The following is a 17,523-nucleotide window of genomic DNA, read 5'->3' as shown; positions in this document are numbered from 1 at the left end:
CTGCGCTTGTTGATCAATGGGGCCGCTCGTAGCGTGGGCGGGGCGGAAAGATGCAGGAACACCACGCGAGGGCCCGGACGTGTCCGCACCGCTCGGACGCCGCCGTGGCTCTCCAACTGCCCCTGGGGGAACGATGATTCTGGTGACGGGTGCGACCGGCACCGTCGGACGGCCGCTGGTGCGCGCACTGCGCGAACGCGGCGCGGCGGTCCGGGCGCTGGTACGGGACGCGGACGGCGTGCCCGCCGAGTGGGACGACGGAGTGGAAGCCGTGGTCGCGGACCTGAACGACGCCGGGTCGCTGGTCCCGGCCGCCGACGGCGTCGACGCCGTCTACCTCCTCACACCGGTCGACCCGGGCGCCACCCGGCAGGCCCGCAACGTGATCGACGCCGCGGCCAAGGCCGGCCGGCCCCGCGTCGTCCTGCAGGCGGCGATCGGCGTGGGGCGCCGGACCGCCCCGGTGCGGTTCTTCGCCGCGCACGCCGCGGGCCTCGACCACGCCAAGGCCCACGGTCTGCCCTGGACGGTGCTCGCCCCCAACGGCTTCCAGCAGAACTTCCTGGGTCTGGCGGCCTCCCTGCGCGCGGGAACCCTGGCGCTGCCCGCGGGCGCGGCCGCGGTCTCGTACGTGGACGCACGCGATGTCGGCGAGGCGGCCGCCGAGGTGCTCACCACGGAGGGGCACGAGGGCGCGATCCACGAACTGACCGGCCCGGAGGCCCTGACGCACGACGAGATCGCCGGACTGATCGGCGCCGTGCTCGGCCGCGACGTCGGCTACCGCGCCGACACCCCCGACCAGGCCCGCGCCGCCCTGCGCGCCGCCGGCCTGGACGAGTGGCGGGCGAGCGGGCTGGTCGAGCTCTACGGCATGTACGCGGCGGGCGAGGCGGCCGCCGTCACCGACGGCATCCCCCGTCTGCTCGGCCGTCCGGCCCGTTCCCTCACCGCATTTCTCACCGAACACGCCCCGGCGCTGCGCGCCACGCCGACGACTTCCCAGGAGCGCCCCGCATGACCATCGAGTACATCCGCTACCGCATCACCGACCCCGAGCGGCGCGCCGCCTTCGAGAAGGCCTACACGGACGCCGCCGAACAGCTCGACGCGGCGCCGCAGTGTCTGGGCTACGACCTGGCGCACGGCGTCGAGGAGCCCGACCGCTACATCCTCCGCATCGAGTGGACGTCCGTCGAGGACCACCTCCAGGGCTTCCGCGGCGGCCCGCTCTTCGGCCCGTTCCTGGCCTCCGTACGGCCGTACATCGACGACATCGAGGAGATGAAGCACTACGCGCGCACCCCGGTGGCGTCCGCACCGCGGGCCGCGACGCTGTACGAGGCCGTCGGAGGCCTCCCCGCCCTGCACCGCCTCAGCGACACCTTCTACGAGGCGGTCCTCGCCGATCCCGTCCTCGCCCCCGTCTTCGCACGGTTCACCCCCGAGCACCGCGACCATGTCGCCGTCTGGCTCGCCGAGGTCTTCGGCGGACCGGCGGACTTCACCGCCGCCCTCGGCGGCCATCAGGGCCTGCTGCGCGGCCACTTGGGCCTCGCCATCACCGACGAACAGCGCTCCCGCTGGATGGAGCTGATGTCCCGGGCCGTGGACAAGGAGCTGCCGCCCGACCCGGCGCTGCGCCGGCGCGTCATGGACTACTTCGACTGGGGCACCCGGATCGCCCAGAACGTCTCCCGGCAGCCGGCCGGCGCCGACCTGGGCGAGCCCGGCCCGACGCCGCGGTGGGGCTGGACCAAGGACGACGAGGGGAACGACGGGGCGTGACGGCACCGCGGCGGCCGGATCACGAGCTTCCGGCCGCCGTCGTGCACAACCGCCGGACCCGGCGCGGCCCGCGGGCATAGGGTCGGATTCCGTGACCGAGAACCCCTTCTTCCAGCCGAGTGAACTTCCCTACGAGCTGCCGCCGTTCGCGCGGATCCGGCACGAGCACTATCGGCCCGCCTTCGAACGCGGGATGTCCGAGCAGCTGGCCGAGGTGGCGGCGATCGGCGCCCGCACCGAGCCCGCGACCTTCGAGAACACCGTCGAGGCGCTGGAACGCAGCGGCGTGGTGCTGGGCCGGGTGCGCCGGGTGTTCTTCAACAAGACGGCCTCGGACACCGACGACGCCCTCCAGGCGCTGGAGGCGGAGATCGCGCCCCGGCTGGCCGCGCACGACGACGCGCTGCTGCTCGATCCCGCCCTGTTCGCCCGGCTGGACGCCCTCCACGGGCAGCGCCACCACATCGGCCTGGACGACGAACAGGTGAAGGTGCTGGAACGGCACCACACCGCCCGGGTCCGGGCGGGGGCCCGGCTCGGCCCGGAGCAGCAGCGCCGGCTGCGCGAGCTGAACACCGAAATCGCCGCCCGAAGCGCCGAATTCCGGCGGAACCTGCGCGCGGCCACCGCCGACGCTGCGCTGGTCCTGGACCGCGCCGAACAGCTGGCGGGCCTGCCCGAGGACGAGATCGCGGCCGCCGCCGAGCACGCCAAGGCCCTCGGGCACGACGGCAAATTCGTCCTCGGCATGAAGAGCTTCACCAGCCAGACGCAGCTCGCCTCGCTCGACGACCCGGCGCTGCGCGAGCGTCTGCTCGCCGCCTCGCTCGGCCGGGGCAGCGACACCAACGGCCCGCTCGCCGTCACCCTCGCCACGCTGCGCGCCGAGCGCGCCGCCCTGCTCGGCCACCCGAGCCACGCCGCCTGGCAGGTCGCCGATCAGACCGCCGGCACCACCGACGCGGTCGACAGCCTCTTCCGCCGCCTCATTCCCCCCGCCGTCGCCAACGCCGAGCGCGAAGCCGCGGCACTGGCCGAGGCGGCGGGCGTCGCCGAGATCGGCCCCGCCGACTGGCAGTACTACGCGGAGCGGATTCGCAAGGAGCGGTGCGGCCTCGACGCGGCGGCGCTGCGGCCGTACCTGGAGCTGGAGAGCGTGCTGCGGGACGGCGTCTTCCACGCGGCCCAACTGGTCTACGGGATCACGTTCACCGAACGCCCCGATCTGGAGGCCTACCACCCGGACGCCCGCGTCTTCGAGGTGCACGAGTCCGACGGCAGCCCGCTCGGCCTGTACATCGGCGACTTCCACGCCCGTGCGTCCAAGCGCGGCGGCGCCTGGGAGAACGAACTGGTCACCCAGTCGCATCTGCTGGGCCGGCGGCCGGTGGTGGTCAACAACCTGAACATCGCCAAGCCCCCGGCGGGCGAGCCCGTCCTGCTGACCTGGGGCGAGGTCAACGCGCTCTTCCACGAGTTCGGGCACGCGCTGCACGGCCTGTTCTCCGATGTGCGCCATCCGCTGCTGGCCGGTACCCAAGTGCCGCGGGACTTCGTGGAGTTCCCCTCCCAGGTCAACGAGATGTGGGCCGACCGGCCCGAGGTGCTGGCCCATTACGCCAGGCACCACCTCACCGGCGAGCCCATGCCGCCCGAACTCCCCGACCGGCTGCGCGAGGCGGAGGACTTCGGCGTCGGCTTCCGCATGGTGGAGCATCTGGCCGCGGCGGTGCTGGACTGGGCCTGGCACACCATCCCCGCCGAGGGGCAGCTGCCGGACGCGGCCGGCGCCGAGGCGTTCGAGGCGGCCGCGCTGCAGCGCTACGGACTCACCCTGGCCGCCGTCCCGCCGCGCTACCGCACCGGCTATTTCGCGCATGTCTTCGGCGGCAACTACGCGGCCGGGTACTACGGCTACCGCTGGGCCGAGGTGCTGGATGCGGATACCGTGCGGTGGTTTTGCGAGAACGGCAAACCCGTGCGCGAGAGCGGTGAGATCTTCCGCCGGGAGCTGCTCGGCAGGGGCGGCAGCGTCGATGCCATGGCGGCGTTCCGCGCGGTGGTGGGACGGGACCCGGAGGTCGGACCGCTGCTGGAGCGGCACGGCCTGGTGACCGGCTGACCCGGCGCGCCGGGCCGGTGCGTTGCTACAGCACGCGTTCCTGGGGCGCCGCTTCCTCTTCCGCTTCGTCGGGCAATTTCACATCGCTCACCGCGGTGTTCACTTCCACGACCTCGAATCCGGTCATCCGTTCCACCGCGGAAATCACGCTTTCCCGTACGGAGTCGGCGACATCGCGAATGATTTCGCCGTACTCCACGATGATGTCCAGGTCGATCGCGGCCTGTTTCTCGCCGACCTCGACCTTGACGCCGTGAACGGTCGTGGTCGGCCCGCCCGGGACGCGCTTGCGCAGGGCCCCCACGGAACGGGATATGCCGCTGCCCAGCGCATGGACGCCGGGTACGTCCTCGGCGGCCAGGTAGGCGACTTTCGCGACCACGCCGTCCGCGATGGTCGTTTTGCCGCGTTCCCGGGCGGGAGTGGAACGCTGGGCGGCTCCCGGACCGTGCTCCTTGATGTCGGTCATGGCACATCACCCCTTTGCTCCGTGGAGAGCAAGACAGCAAGATTTCCTGCTCCATTGGGAGCAAGACTTCGTCCACCTCTTCACGCTAGGGCGTCGCGGGGGATCCCGCCTCTGCGGGCCGCCTACCCGCTGTCACGGTGCATCCGCAGCAACTTCTGGTCCTTTTCCGGAACCAGGCTGGAGACATCGACCCCGGCGTCCTCGCCGAGATCCCGCAGTGCCATCACACACGCGACCTGAATGCTGCGGTGCTCGTCCGTCACATGCCGGATGAGCAGCTCGACGGCGCCGGGGTCGTCCTCGGCGGCCAGTCGCGTCAGCCCCTCGACGGCGGTGGTTCTGATGGTGATTTCTTCCCCCACGGTGGAACAGGGATAGGCGAATTCGGGGGTGCGTTCCGGCGGTATGGGAGTGGTCAATATGGTTTCGAATACGTCCGTGGCGGACGTCATACGGAGATCGGTGAGCAATTGGACGATGCCCCACCGGTCGGAATAGGCGAACTCCGGCAACGTCTCCCAGCCGCGTCGCAGCACCGCGGCGACGTCCTCGGCGGGATATCCGGTCAGCTCGTCGAGCGCCTGCTGATACCCCTCCGCGGCGTACTCGTCGGTGTCGTTCATGGCACCCACGGCACGCATGGCGTCGGTGACCGCCGCGCCGAGGCCACCGGATTCGGCGGCGAAACTCCATTGCTGTCCGTATTCCATGGCCATGAAGTTGCCGTCCCTTCGAGCAGAGGAGTTCGAGAAGGGGTGGGGGAACCGGAGGCCGGTAACAGGCCGGTAATGCCGGAACGGGCTGTCTTTCCACAGACTTCACCCGTCTGCACATTTCCCTCCATGTTTCGTGCTCGGGTCGGTATCCGCAACCGCACCCCGGCTCCGCATCGCCGGGATTCCCCTCACACCCGGCCGTGGGCCTTCTGGGCGCGCCGCGACAGCGAGTCGATGACCACGGCGACGAGCAGCACACCGCCGGTGATCATGAACTGGACGGCGGTCTGGATCCCCATGAGGGCCACACCGGAGGCGATCGACTGGATGACCAGGACGCCGAGCAGCGCGGACCAGGTTCTGCCGCGGCCGCCGAACATGCTGGTGCCGCCGATGACCGCCGCGGCGATGGCGTCCATCAGGAGGTTGCCCCCGCCCGAGGACTGGCTGGCGGAGCTGACCCGGGAGGCCAGGAACAGACCGCCGATCGCGGCCATCGTCCCGGAGATCATGAACACCGAGATCCGCACCAGCCCGACGTTGAGGCCGGTCCGGCGGGCGGCCTCGACGCTGCCGCCGAGGGCGAAGATCATCCGGCCGTAGGGCGTGCGGCGGAGGACGCCGTCGAGGCCCACGAGGAAGACCAGGAAGATCAGCAGGGCCAGCGGCAGGCCCTGGAACTGGTTGAGGACATACGCGGCGCCGAGCGTGATCGCGGCGAGGACGCCCGTCCGCACGAGGGTCTCGCGCAGCGGGCGGGTGGGCACCCCGGCGGCCCTGCGGCGCCTGGTGTCCCGGTACGAGGCGAGGAAGTACCCGGCGGTGCCGAGCGCGGCCAGGCCGTATGCGGCGGCGACATTGGTGAAGTAGTGGCCGGTCAGCATCGCGACCAGGCCCTTGTCGTCGAGGTTGATGGTGCCGCTGGTGCCCAGGATGTAGAGCATCAGCCCGTTCCAGCCCAGCAGGCCCGCGAGGGTGACCACGAAGGCGGGCACCCCGACCTTGGCGAAGAAGAAACCCTGGAAGGCCCCGATGGCCGTACCCGCGAGTACGGCCACGAGCACCGCGAGCCCCTCGGACATGCCCTGGTTGACGTTGAGCACCGCGAACACGGCCGCCGCCAGGCCGCTCACCGAGCCGACCGAGAGATCGATCTCGCCGAGCAGCAGCACGAAGACGATGCCGATCGCGATCAGGCCGGTGCCGACGATGTCCACGCCGAGGTTGGACAGATTCCGCGGCGAGAGGAAGTTCTTGTTCAGCGTCTCGAAGATGATCCACACCACCAGGAGACCGAGAACGACGGGGACCGAGCCGAGTTCGCCGCTGCGGAAGCGGCGGGCGAACGAGGCGAAGGGCCCCTGGTCGTGGGGTGCGGGCGGCGTGCCCCGGCGCCGTTCGGCGGCGGCGGACGGCCGCCCCGCGACATGGCCTTCGGCGCCCGGCCCTCCCGTGCCCTGCCCTCGCGTACCGGACGGTTTGTGCTTTCTGAGCGTCCAGGTGCGGCTCACTGCTCCACCTCCCACCCGGGGGTCTTCCGGCGGGTGACGGCGTTGTCCGTGGCCCCGGTGATGGAGGAGATGATCTGTTCGTGGGAGGTGCTCGTCACGTCGAAGAACCCGTTGTTCCGGCCGAGCCGCAGTACGGCGACCCAGTCCGCGACGGCCTTGACATCGCCCATGTTGTGGCTGACCAGCAGCACTCCGAGGCCGCGTTCGCGCAGCTGCTCGACCAGATCGAGGACCTGCGCGGTCTGCTCGATGCCCAGCGCCGCCGTGGGCTCGTCGAGCAGGACCATACGGGGCTCGCCCAGCAGCGAGCGGGAGATCGCCACGGTCTGCCGCTGGCCGCCGGAGAGGGAGGCCACCGGCCGGCGCACATCGGGCATCCGGATGGCGAGGGTGTCGAGCAGATCCAGGGTGAGGCGCTCCATCTCCACCTCGTCCAGGACACCGGCCCGGTGGATCTCGCGGCCGAGGAAGAGATTGCCGACGACGTCGAGGTTGTCGCACAGCGCGAGGTCCTGGTAGACGGTCGCGATGCCCAGGTTCCGGGCGTCGTGCGGGCGGGCGATCTGGACCGTGCGGCCCTCCCAGGCGAAGAAGCCGTCGTCGGCGGGGTCGACGCCGGCGATCACCTTGACCAGCGTGGACTTGCCCGCGCCGTTGTCGCCCACCAGCGCGACGACCTGCCCCGCATGGATGTCCAGCTCGATGTCGGCGAGTGCCTGTACGGCGCCGAAGCGTTTGAAGACTCCGCGCAGGGACAGCAGCGGCGGTGCGGACATGGGTACCCGCCTTACCTGGTGAGGCCCGCCTTGGCGCAGGCGGCCGCGAGTTTGGGCGTGCAGATCTGGTTGACCGTGTACATGCCGTCCCTGACGACGGTGTTCTTGATGTTGCCGGCGGTCACCGCGATCGGCTGGAGCAGTACGGTCGGGATGCCGCGGGTCGTGGGGCTGTCGACCGTGTGCGTGGTGATCTTGTCGAGCGGTTTGCCGCGCGTCAGGGCGACGGCCATTTCGGCGGCGGCGCCGGCTTCGGGGGCGAACGGCTTGTAGACCGTCATGTACTGCTCGCCCTTGACGATGCGCTGCAGGGCGGCGAGTTCGGCGTCCTGCCCGGTGACCGGCGGCAGCGGATCCATCTTCGCGGCCTTCATGGCGGCGATGACGCCGGCGGCCAGGCCGTCGTTGGCGGAGTAGACGCCGTCGATGTGGTCGGCGCCGAGGGCCGAGATCGCGCCGGACATGTTGAGATTGGCGTTCTCCGGCCGCCAGCCCGCGGTCTCGTAGGCCTTGCCGATCTTCACCTTGCCCCGGAGGACGGCCAGCGCGCCCCTCTCGAACCAGGCGGAATTGGGGTCCGTCGCGGCGCCGTTCATCATGACGATCTGGCCGCCGTGGGCCTTGTCGCCCATCGCCCTGAGCAGCGCCTGGCCCTGGAGCCGGCCGACCCGGTCGCCGTCGAAGGAGACATAACCCGAGACCGGCCCCTCCGCGAGACGGTCGTAGGAGACGGTCGCGATGCCCGCCCGGCGGGCGTTCTCGATGGAGGAGCGCATCGATTTGGAGTCGACGGCATCCAGGATCATCACGTTGACCCGCTTGGTGATCATCGCGTCCACCTGTTGCTGCTGCGTGGCCACATCGTGCTGCGCGCTGGCGAACTGCACCCGGCAGGCGGGGCACAGCTGATGGATCTTCCGCTCGATCAGCGGCTTGTCGAAGGTCTGCATACGGGAGGTGTAGTCGGGGAGCAGCAGGCCGATCGTCGGGCCGCCACCCGAAGCCGGCGCGCCGGACCCGCCCACCTCGCGGGCGTTCCCACAGGCGGCCGCGCCGACGGCCAGGCACAGCCCGGCCAGGACGGCGGCGGTTCCCCGTGCACGGGCGGTCATCTCAGGGGACCTCCTCCGTGCCGCCGCTGCCCACCCGCTCGCGCGGCGACAGCGCGATCTCGCTCCACACCTGCTTGCCGCCGCTGAGCGGCACCGAGCCCCAGGACACCGACATCGCCTCGACCAGCAGCAGCCCGCGGCCGCCGGTCGACTCCCAGTCCACGCTCACCGGCTTGACCGGCGCCCGCGGCGAGGCATCGTTCACCGCGATCCGCAGCCGGTCCGCGGCCAGCGTCAGATCCAGCCGCACCTCACCCTGCGTATGCGCGATGGCGTTGGTGACCAGCTCGGACACCACCAGCAGGGCCACGTCCATCTCCTGCGTCACCTGCCACGTGCGCAGCGTGCGCGCGGTGAACCGACGGGCGTGCATGACGGCGTCGGGCAGCCGCCACACCGTCCAGCGGGCCCGCGTCGGGCGGCTGCGCATCCCGTCGTACCGCAGGACCAGCACCGCCACGTCGTCGTCGCGCCGCTTCGCGCTGCCGATCAGCTCCTCGGCCACCCGCCCTGCGTCGGCCGGATCGGCCGCGCCGAGCGCCTCGCGCGCCTTGCGCAGCCCCTCCTCCAGGGGGAGGCTCGCCGACTCGGCCAGACCGTCGGTGAGCAGCGCCAGTACCGTGCCGGGGGCCAGCCCGACCTCGGTCAGCGGGAATTCGCCGTCCGCGATCACGCCCAGCGGCGGGCCGCCCTCGACCTTCATCTCCTCGGTGCTGCCGTCGGGGTACCGCAGCAGCGGCGGCAGATGCCCGGCCCGTACGAACCAGGCGAGGCCCTCCTCCATGTCCAGATCGACGTAGCAGCAGGTGGCGAACAGATCCGTCTCCATGCCCACGAGCAGGCGATTGGTATGCGCGACCACCACATCGGGCGGGTGGCCCTCCACCGCGTAGGCCCTGATGGCCGTGCGCATCTGGCCCATGATCGTGGCGGCTCCGGCGTTGTGCCCCTGCACATCGCCGATGACGAGCGCGACATGACCGTCGGACAGCGGGATGACGTCGAACCAGTCGCCGCCCACGTCCAGTCCCACCGTGGCGGGCAGATAGCGGGCGGCGGCCACTCCGCCGGCCAGCCTCGGCAGCTTGCGGGGCAGCAGGCTGCGCTGGAGCATCGTGGTCAGCTCGTGCCGGGCATCGAGCGCATGCGCCCGGACCAGGGCCTGCCCCGCCAGACCGGCGGTCGCGGTCAGCAGCGACCGCTCCTCCGCGCCGAACCGGTGCTCCTCGTCCCAGCCGACCAGGCACACCCCGACCATCCGGCCGTCCGCGGGGAGCGGCAGCACGGCGAGGCCGCCGGGCGCGACACCTTCGAGGCCGGGTTCGAGCGCGGCCCCCGGGGGCCACAGGGCCACATGACCGGACCGCAGCGCGGCCTCCAGGGTGGGCAGCTGATGGCACGAGGCATCCGGCCATTCGGACCGCCACTCCGAGCGCCACGCCGAGGGCCAGGCGTCGGGCTCCGGGGGATCGAGCACGGTCACCACGAACCGGTCCGCCTCCAGCTCGGCGACCGCCATCCGGGCGGCACCCAGCGGCCCCCGCAGGGCCGCCGTGACCACCCGGCTGACGTCCCGGATGGTCGTCGCCCCGGCCAGCGCCGCGGACAGCCGCTGCACCATGGCGACTTCGTCGGCGCCGGGCCGCAGATACGCGGCGTCGGCGACCACGCCCAGCATCCGCTCCGGCGCGCCGTCGGCGCCGGCCAGCACCCGGCAGCGCAGGCCCAGCCAGCGCAGTTCACCGTTCGGCCGGCGGATCCGGAACGACAGCTGCCGGCTGTCGGCGGACACCCGGCCCGGCTCCACGATCGCCATCAGCGCGGGCACATCGTCCGGCACGGTACGCGCCAGCAGCGTCTCCACCCGCCCGTCGAACTCCTGCGGCGCGATGCCGAACAGCTTCAGCACCTGCCCGTCCGCGTCCATCTGCCCGGAGCTCAGCCCCAGCGTGAACGCGCCGCCCCGGAGCGTGTCCAGCCCCGGCCCCAGCAGCGCCCGCCCCTCCGGCCGCCGCGCCGCCGTGCCCCCGGCCCGCCCGATGACCCGGGCCGCCACCGCCTCCAGCCCCGCCGCCACCTGGTCGGCATGCAGCTCCAGCAGACTGCGCCGGTCGGCGCCGAAGGCGTCCGCGCCCTTGTCGACGACCACCAGGCAGCCCAGCCGCTTGGCGTCGCCGCCCAGCGGCAGCACGCCCACCGAACCATGGGCCGCGAACGTGTCGGGACCCGGCCACTGCGCAAGGCCCGTACGGAAGGCCGTGGCGACGGGGGAGTCGCCGGACAGCGCACAACGCTCCGGCAGCCCGTAGGGTGCGCCGGAGCCGCCGACCGCCTCGGCCAGCTGGAGATCGCCGTCCCCTTCGGCCGGCAGATAGACGGCGGTCAGCTCGGTGCCGGAAGACCCAAGGACGCGCGCGGTCACTGCCTGCACCGCCTCCGTACGCGGGAAGCCGTCGTCGTAAGCCACGGTCGCCGTATCCGCCCTCGGGGCCGGGGCGTGCACCCCGGCCCCACCTCATCGGACATTTCGCCATTTACCGCCTCTCCTCCATGGTGCGGCATCCGGGGAGAGGGCAGCTAGTCGGGGCGCGATCCGGAAGAAGCCGGGGCCGCCGGCCGGGGGAGGGGCCGCGGAGCCCGGCCCGCCGCCCGCCGTCCGCCGCGGCTCCCGGGCCGTCGGCGCGCACATATACGTATACGTACGCGCACGCGAGCACCTCACGGGCGGAGGCCGGTCGCTCCTCCGCAGGCGGCGGCCCAAGTCCCCTTCCCCGTACGGAAGTCGGGGCGCACAGCGCGGCGACCGGCCCCTGGTCGTCGGCTCAGCCGGGCACCAGCACAGCGGCCCCCTGCACCCGGTCGGCCGCCAGGTCCGCCAGCGCCTCGGGAGCGCGGCTCAGTGGATAGGGGCTGACCGTGACCCGGATGCCGATCCGCGCCGCCGTCGCCAGGAACTCGCGCCCGTCCCGCCGGGTATTGGAGGTCACGCTGCACAGATTCCGCTCGTAGAACAGATGGCGCTGATAGCTGAGCACGGGGACGTCGGTGAGATGGATACCGGCGACGGCGAGCGTCCCCGACCGGTCCAGCGCTTCCAGGGCCACCGGCACGAGATCGCCGACCGGCGCGAAGAGAATCGCCGAATCCAGCGGTTCGGGCGGGCGGTCGTAGGCGTCGCCGGCCGAGGACGCGCCCAGCTCGAGGGCGAGTTCACGCGCCCGTGCGGACCGCGTCAGGACGTGCACGGTGGCGCCCTCGGCCAGCGCGACCTGCGCGGCCAGATGCGCCGAAGCGCCGAACCCGTAGATCCCCAGCCGCCCGCCGGACGGCAGCGCACTGCGGCGCAACGCCCGGTAGCCGATGATCCCGGCGCACAGCAACGGCGCCAGCTGCGCGGCGCTCCGGTCGTCCGGCAGCGGATAGGCGTACGCCGCGGGCACGAGCGCCGCCTCGGCGAAGCCGCCGTCCGCGTCCCATCCGGTGTACCGGGACGCCGGACAGAGGTTCTCCCGCCCCGTCCGGCAGTACGCGCAGACGCCGCAGGTGGCCCGCAGCCAGGCCCCGCCGGCCCGGTCGCCGGCCCCGAAGCTCGTCACCCCCGCACCGGCCGCCACCACCCGCCCGACGATCTCGTGCCCCGGCACGGTCGACGGCCGGTGCGGCGCCAGATCCCCTTCCGCCAGATGCAGATCCGTACGGCACACACCGCACGCCTCCACCCTCAGCAGCAGCTCCCCGGGCCCTGGCTCGGGCACCTCCCGCCGCACCGCCGCCAAGGGCCCGGACGCCACCGGACCGGGCCGCTCGACCGCCCAGCCGCACAGCATCTGCGCGGCGCCCTGACCGGAATCCGATGCCATGCCTCCAGCGTGGCGCCGCCCGGGGGGCCGGGCAAACGGTGCCCCGGGGCCTGACCCGTCGGACAGGCCCTAGCGGAACGGGCGGCAGCAGTCCCGCGACGGAACCACCTGTCCCTCTCCTTGCCGGTCCCTCACAGATCCGCCTCCTCGCCGATGTACAGCCCGGCGAACGCTCGTGCCGCCGACGGTGACCCCAGCAGCCGCCGCAGCCTGGCCGAGGCCGTGCCCGCCCGGAACCGGTCGCCCGACGAGGCGCCGTGCAGCACGTCCGACAGCCACTGCGAAAACTCCAGGTACTGCCATACGCGCCGCAGGCACGCCACCGAATAGCCGGCGAGGCCCCCGTCGTCGCCCTGGTAGTGCGCGATCAGCGCATCGGCCAGCAGCAGCGCATCGTTGATCGCGAGGTTCATGCCCTTCGCGGCGATCGGCGCGACGAGATGCGCCGAGTCCCCCGCCAGGTAGAGGCGGCCGTGGGCCATGGGCTCCACCACGTAGTTGTGCATGTCCAGGACCACCTTCTCGGCCAGCGGTCCTTCCGTCAGCGGCCGGGCCCCCGAGGCGGCGAGACGGGTGTGCAGGGCGTCCCATACGCGCGCATCCGACCAGTTCTCGGCGCTGTCGCCGGGCGCGACCTGGAGGTAGTAGCGGGTGACCTCGGGACTGCGGGCCATATGGGCGCCGAATCCGCTCTCGTGGATGCCGAAGACCACCCCGTCCGCGGACGGCGGCGCCTCGGCGAGCAGGGCGAGCCAGGCGACACCGTGGTCATGGCGCGTCATGACCATCCGGTCGTCGGGTATCGCCGCCCGGCTCACTCCCCGCGCGCCGTCGCAGCCCGCGATGAAGTCGCAGTCGATCAGGTGTCGTACGCCGGTGACCGGATCCGCGTAGGTCACCGCGGGCCGGTCGCCCGCCACGTCGTGCAGCCGCACGTCCCGTACCCCGAACCGGACATCGCCACCGCGCTCGTCCGCATAGGACGCGACGAGATCGGTGACCAGCAACGGCTGCGGATACACGAAATGGCGGCTCCCCGACAGCTCCGCGGTCCGCAGCACATGCCGCGCCCCGTCGAACCGGAACTCGAACTCCCCCTGGGTCTCGGCCCGTTCCCGCAGCCGGTCGGCCAGCCCGTGCCGGTCCAGCGCGCGCACCGCCCACTCCTCCATGAACCCGGCGCGCGGCCGCCGCTCGATGAATTCCCTGCTCTCCGCCTCCAGTACCACGCAGTCGACCCCGGCATCGCGCAGCAGATTCGCCAGGACGAGCCCGGCCGGACCGGCGCCGATGACGGCGACGGAGGTGTGGGTACGGGTGGGCGAGGACGACGACACGTCGAGGGTTCCCTTCGAGCCGGAGACGAAGATCGTTAGCAGTATGGCGGTCGGCGCGGGAGGCTCGGCGTGGGCCCCCACTCGGACGCCTGTGCGCCCGAAGCGGCATGCCGACGCGGGCGCGCCGAGCCGGTTGCGTACGCTGACCTGGCCGTCTCGTCGATGGCCGAAAGCTTTCGTCGTACGACAGGAGTGCACGCATGACCGCCCCCGCCCCCGCTGGTTCGGGATCCAGCGCCTCGGTACGCCATCGCCTACGGGCGTGGATGCTGGAAGGCCTGGCCGATATGGCCAAGCACCATCAGGGCGGACAGCCCCGGCCGGAGACCGCCCACAAGGGACAGCGGTGGTGGCGGGTGATGTGCCTGACGGGCGTGGACTACTTCTCCACCCTCGGATATCAGCCGGGCATCGCGGCCCTCGCCGCGGGCCTGTTGTCGCCGATCGCCACCATCGTCCTGGTCATCGTGACCCTCGCCGGCGCGCTGCCCGTCTACCGGCGGGTGGCCGAGGAGAGCCCGCGCGGCCAGGGCTCGATCGCGATGCTGGAGCGGCTGCTGTCCTTCTGGAAGGGCAAGCTGTTCGTCCTGACCCTGCTGGGCTTCGCCGCCACCGACTTCCTCATCACCATCACCCTGTCGGCCGCCGACGCCTCCACCCACCTGGTGGAGAACCCGCACCTCAACAGCGCGCTGCACAACCAGCAGATGGTCATCACCCTGATCCTGGTCGCCCTGCTGGGCGCGGTGTTCCTCAAGGGGTTCCTAGAGGCGGTCGGGGTGGCCGTCGTCCTGGTCGGGATCTACCTCGCGCTGAACGTGGCCGTGGTCGTCGTCGGACTGTGGCATGTGGCCACCGCGGGGCATGTGGTGACCGACTGGTCCCATGCGCTGACCGCCGAGCACGGAAACGTTTTGGCGATGGTCGGCGTGGCCCTGCTGGTCTTCCCCAAGCTGGCGCTGGGCCTGTCGGGCTTCGAAACCGGCGTGGCCGTCATGCCGCACGTCGAGGGCGATGCCGACGACACCGAGGAGAACCCCGCAGGGCGGATCCGCGGCACGAAGAAGCTGCTCACCACCGCCGCCGTGATCATGAGCTGCTTCCTGATCGTCACCAGCTTCATCACGACCCTGCTCATCCCGGAGAACGCCTTCAAGCCGGGCGGTGAGGCCAATGGCCGCGCGCTGGCCTACCTGGCCCACGAATACCTGGGCTCGGCGTTCGGCACCGTCTACGACATCTCCACCATCGCCATCCTGTGGTTCGCCGGCGCCTCCGCCATGGCCGGACTGCTCAACCTCATGCCGCAGTACCTGCCCCGCTACGGCATGGCGCCCCACTGGGCCCGCGCGGTCCGCCCCATGGTGCTGGTCTTCACCCTCGTCGCCTTCCTGGTGACCTGGATCTTCGACGCGGACGTGGACGCCCAGGGCGGCGCCTACGCCACCGGCGTCCTCGTCCTGATCAGCTCCGCCGCCATCGCCGTGACCATCGCGGCCCGGCGCGCCCGCCAGCGCGGCTGGACCATCGGCTTCGCCGTGATCTCCCTGGTCTTCCTCTACACCACCGTGGTGAACGTCATCGAGCGTCCCGACGGTGTGAAGATCGGTGCCTGCTTCATCGCCGGGATCATCCTGCTGTCGTTCCTCTCCCGCGTCGCCCGCGCCTTCGAGCTGCGGGTGACCAGCGTGGTCCTGGACGACGCCGCCGAGCGGTTCATCCGTGACGCCGCCCGGCGCGGCATCCGTTTCATCGCGAACGAGCCCGACCAGCGGGACGTCGCCGAATACCGCGACAAGCTCCACCAGATCCGCACCGACAACGACATTCCGACCGCGGAGGACGTCATCTTCGTCGAGGTCACCGTCGGCGACCCCTCCGAATTCGAGAGCGAACTGCGGGTCCACGGCGAGGTCCTGCACGCCCGCTACCGGGTGCTGCGCCTCGACAGCTCCACCATCTCCAACGCACTCGCCGCCCTGCTGCTGCACGTACGGGACATGACGGGGCAGCGGCCGCACATCTACTTCGAGTGGACCGAGGGCAACCCCTTCGCGCAGTTCCTGCGGTTCTTCCTCTTCGGACAGGGCGAGGTCGCCCCGGTCACCCGCGAGGTCCTGCGCGAGGCCGAACCCGACCGGGAGCGCCGGCCCCGCGTCCACGTCGGCTGAGCGACCGCCCTCCGAGGCCCTGACGGGGTGGGAACTCCGTCGGGGCCACCGGAAGTTGATCCGGTGTGGACGCACGTCTGAGAAGAATCGCCGCCAAGCTGGCGCTCGTCCGCGGGCTCCCCGGACGTGCCTACTCCTTCGGAGAGGAGAAGCACCGCTTCCGCCTCGGCCCGCCCCTCCCGGAGTCCCGCGTGGCGGCGTTCGAGACCGAGCACGGCATCCGGCTGCCGGAGGGCTACCGGAGCTTTCTGACCACGATCGGCCATGCCGGCACCGGCCCGTACTACGGTCTCGAACCCCTCGACAACTGGTACCTCGCCGTCCTCGACCTGCCCCGGCCCGGCCATCTCGCCACCCCCTTCCCCCTCTCGCACACCGGCCCCGAGCCGGGACCCGACTGGTACGAAGCGCTGGACGGCGACGATCCCGAGCCCTTCCCCGGCGCCCTTCCCCTCGCCCAGCGGGGCTGCTCGTTCGTCACGCTGCTCGTGGTCCGCGGCCCCGCCCGCGGGCGGATCGTCGACGTCGACCTCGATCTCGGGCCGCCCGCCTTCTGCCCCGACACCGACTTCCTGGCCTGGTACGAAAGATGGCTGGACGAGACCGCCAACGGACTGGACTGCTCGGGCTTCGACGTTTCGCTCCCGTACGACGTGCCCACGCTGACCGCGCTCCTCGGCGGGGCGCCGGACCCCTCCCAACGGAACGCGGCCGCCTGGACCTTGGGCCGCTACCCCACGCTCCCGCCGGCCGCCGCAGCGACGCTCCGCGCCGCCGCCGTCACCGACACCGATGCCGGGGTACGCCGGGCGGCCGTCATCGCGCTCGGCCGCCGCCCGGGGCCCGCCGAGGAAGCCACGCTCGTCCGGGCCCTGACGGACCCCTGTGCCGGCCCCCGGCTCGCCGCGCGGCACGCCCTGTCCCGCCGGGGCGACGCCTGGCCGGCCGAGGTCGAGGCCCGGGGCCCGCGCCCCGCTGCCGGGGAGTGACCGGCCGGCTCCGGCGCGGGCGCGGCGCCCGACTCGGGTCGCTTCCGCCCTCCGCCCGGAGCACCCTGGAGACGTAACCCGTCAGCCGTGAACCGATCTGTGAGGTGCCCCATGAGCACGCTCGAAGAGCACATCGACATCGGCGCCCCCCTCGACGAGGCATGGGATGCCTTGCACAAGGTGGAGAGCTATCCAAAGTTCGTCGACGGCGTCCGCGAGGCCCATTCGGAGGGCCGGCGGACGCATCTCGGCCTCGACGCGGGAGGCCGGTCCCAGGAGCTGGAGCTGGAGATCAGCGACCGCGGCAAGGAAAAGGTGATGACGTGGCAGACCAAGACCGGTCCTGACCTGGCAGGCACGGTCTCGCTGCTGCCGATCGACCGTGAGCACACCCGCGTCCAGGCGCGGTTCGAGTACGACCCGGGCACGATCAAGGAGGATTTCGGCGGACCGAAGGGGTTTGCCCAGGCCGCCGCGATCGAGCGCGGGCTGCGCAGCGATCTCCAGCAGTTCAAGGATCTGGTGGAGCACAAGCACTGAACGCCAACGGTGAGTCACCCCTTCGGCGAGCGGAGTGACACGAGCGGCGTGCGGTGCGTGCGCCGGGGCGGTGATGGCGGGTTCCGACGGGACGGCGGACCGGGATGCGGCGGGCGGCCCCGCGGCGAGGCG

General features: G+C 71.9%; 14 protein-coding genes. 6 read left to right on the top strand and 8 right to left on the bottom strand.

What is annotated here, in order from left to right; translation table 11 throughout:
- Positions 1 to 142 precede the first annotated feature (142 nt).
- The 3 genes from AC5677_RS03780 (at position 143) to AC5677_RS03770 (ending at position 3,910) form a co-directional block, all read left to right on the top strand.
- On the top strand, positions 143 to 1,021 hold the full coding sequence (locus AC5677_RS03780; protein ID WP_497193575.1) for an NmrA family NAD(P)-binding protein: 879 nt from the start codon (positions 143 to 145) through the stop codon (positions 1,019 to 1,021).
- Positions 1,018 to 1,788: a group II truncated hemoglobin gene (locus AC5677_RS03775; protein WP_497193574.1), complete on the top strand. Its 771-nt coding sequence runs from the start codon at positions 1,018 to 1,020 to the stop codon at positions 1,786 to 1,788. The genes AC5677_RS03780 and AC5677_RS03775 overlap by 4 nt, the downstream gene beginning before the upstream one ends.
- Before the next feature lie 91 nt (positions 1,789 to 1,879).
- Positions 1,880 to 3,910: a M3 family metallopeptidase gene (locus tag AC5677_RS03770; protein WP_497193573.1), complete on the top strand. Its 2,031-nt coding sequence runs from the start codon at positions 1,880 to 1,882 to the stop codon at positions 3,908 to 3,910.
- A gap of 25 nt (positions 3,911 to 3,935) precedes the next feature.
- On the opposite strand, the gene AC5677_RS03765 is transcribed toward AC5677_RS03770, so the two are convergent.
- The 8 genes from AC5677_RS03765 to AC5677_RS03730 form a co-directional block, all read right to left on the bottom strand.
- Positions 3,936 to 4,379: an Asp23/Gls24 family envelope stress response protein gene (locus AC5677_RS03765; protein WP_497193572.1), complete on the bottom strand. Its 444-nt coding sequence runs from the start codon at positions 4,377 to 4,379 to the stop codon at positions 3,936 to 3,938.
- A gap of 122 nt (positions 4,380 to 4,501) precedes the next feature.
- A complete protein-coding gene (locus AC5677_RS03760; RefSeq protein WP_497193571.1) occupies positions 4,502 to 5,095 on the bottom strand; it encodes a HEAT repeat domain-containing protein in 594 nt (197 codons plus the stop codon).
- A gap of 188 nt (positions 5,096 to 5,283) precedes the next feature.
- Entirely contained in the window at positions 5,284 to 6,606 is a 1,323-nt protein-coding gene (locus AC5677_RS03755) for a sugar ABC transporter permease (RefSeq protein ID WP_497193570.1), read from the bottom strand.
- On the bottom strand, positions 6,603 to 7,382 hold the full coding sequence (locus AC5677_RS03750) for an ATP-binding cassette domain-containing protein (protein ID WP_497193569.1): 780 nt from the start codon (positions 7,380 to 7,382) through the stop codon (positions 6,603 to 6,605). Before AC5677_RS03750 ends, AC5677_RS03755 begins: the two co-directional genes overlap by 4 nt.
- An 11-nt stretch (positions 7,383 to 7,393) precedes the next feature.
- Positions 7,394 to 8,494: a substrate-binding domain-containing protein gene (locus tag AC5677_RS03745; protein ID WP_497193568.1), complete on the bottom strand. Its 1,101-nt coding sequence runs from the start codon at positions 8,492 to 8,494 to the stop codon at positions 7,394 to 7,396.
- A gap of 1 nt (position 8,495) precedes the next feature.
- Positions 8,496 to 10,916: a SpoIIE family protein phosphatase gene (locus AC5677_RS03740; protein WP_497196497.1), complete on the bottom strand. Its 2,421-nt coding sequence runs from the start codon at positions 10,914 to 10,916 to the stop codon at positions 8,496 to 8,498.
- A 400-nt stretch (positions 10,917 to 11,316) separates the two neighbouring features.
- Positions 11,317 to 12,354, bottom strand: coding sequence for a zinc-dependent alcohol dehydrogenase family protein (locus AC5677_RS03735; protein ID WP_497193567.1), 1,038 nt, complete (start codon positions 12,352 to 12,354; stop codon positions 11,317 to 11,319).
- Positions 12,355 to 12,485: 131 nt separating this feature from the next.
- Positions 12,486 to 13,691, bottom strand: coding sequence for a 4-hydroxybenzoate 3-monooxygenase (locus AC5677_RS03730; protein ID WP_497193566.1), 1,206 nt, complete (start codon positions 13,689 to 13,691; stop codon positions 12,486 to 12,488).
- 200 nt (positions 13,692 to 13,891) lie between these two features.
- On the opposite strand from AC5677_RS03730, the gene AC5677_RS03725 reads away from it, so the two are divergent.
- The 3 genes from AC5677_RS03725 (at position 13,892) to AC5677_RS03715 (ending at position 17,391) form a co-directional block, all read left to right on the top strand.
- Entirely contained in the window at positions 13,892 to 15,862 is a 1,971-nt protein-coding gene (locus tag AC5677_RS03725; protein ID WP_497193565.1) for an APC family permease, read from the top strand.
- Positions 15,863 to 15,927: 65 nt separating this feature from the next.
- The gene (locus tag AC5677_RS03720) at positions 15,928 to 16,851 is read left to right on the top strand and encodes a HEAT repeat domain-containing protein (protein ID WP_497193564.1); all 924 of its coding nucleotides are present in this window, start codon (positions 15,928 to 15,930) and stop codon (positions 16,849 to 16,851) included.
- A 111-nt stretch (positions 16,852 to 16,962) separates the two neighbouring features.
- The gene (locus AC5677_RS03715) at positions 16,963 to 17,391 is read left to right on the top strand and encodes an SRPBCC family protein (protein WP_497193563.1); all 429 of its coding nucleotides are present in this window, start codon (positions 16,963 to 16,965) and stop codon (positions 17,389 to 17,391) included.
- The last annotated feature ends 132 nt before the right edge of the window (positions 17,392 to 17,523 follow it).

Source organism: Streptomyces sp. JLSY215, assembly GCF_059682825.1.
This window is presented reverse-complemented; position numbering and strand designations above follow the sequence as displayed.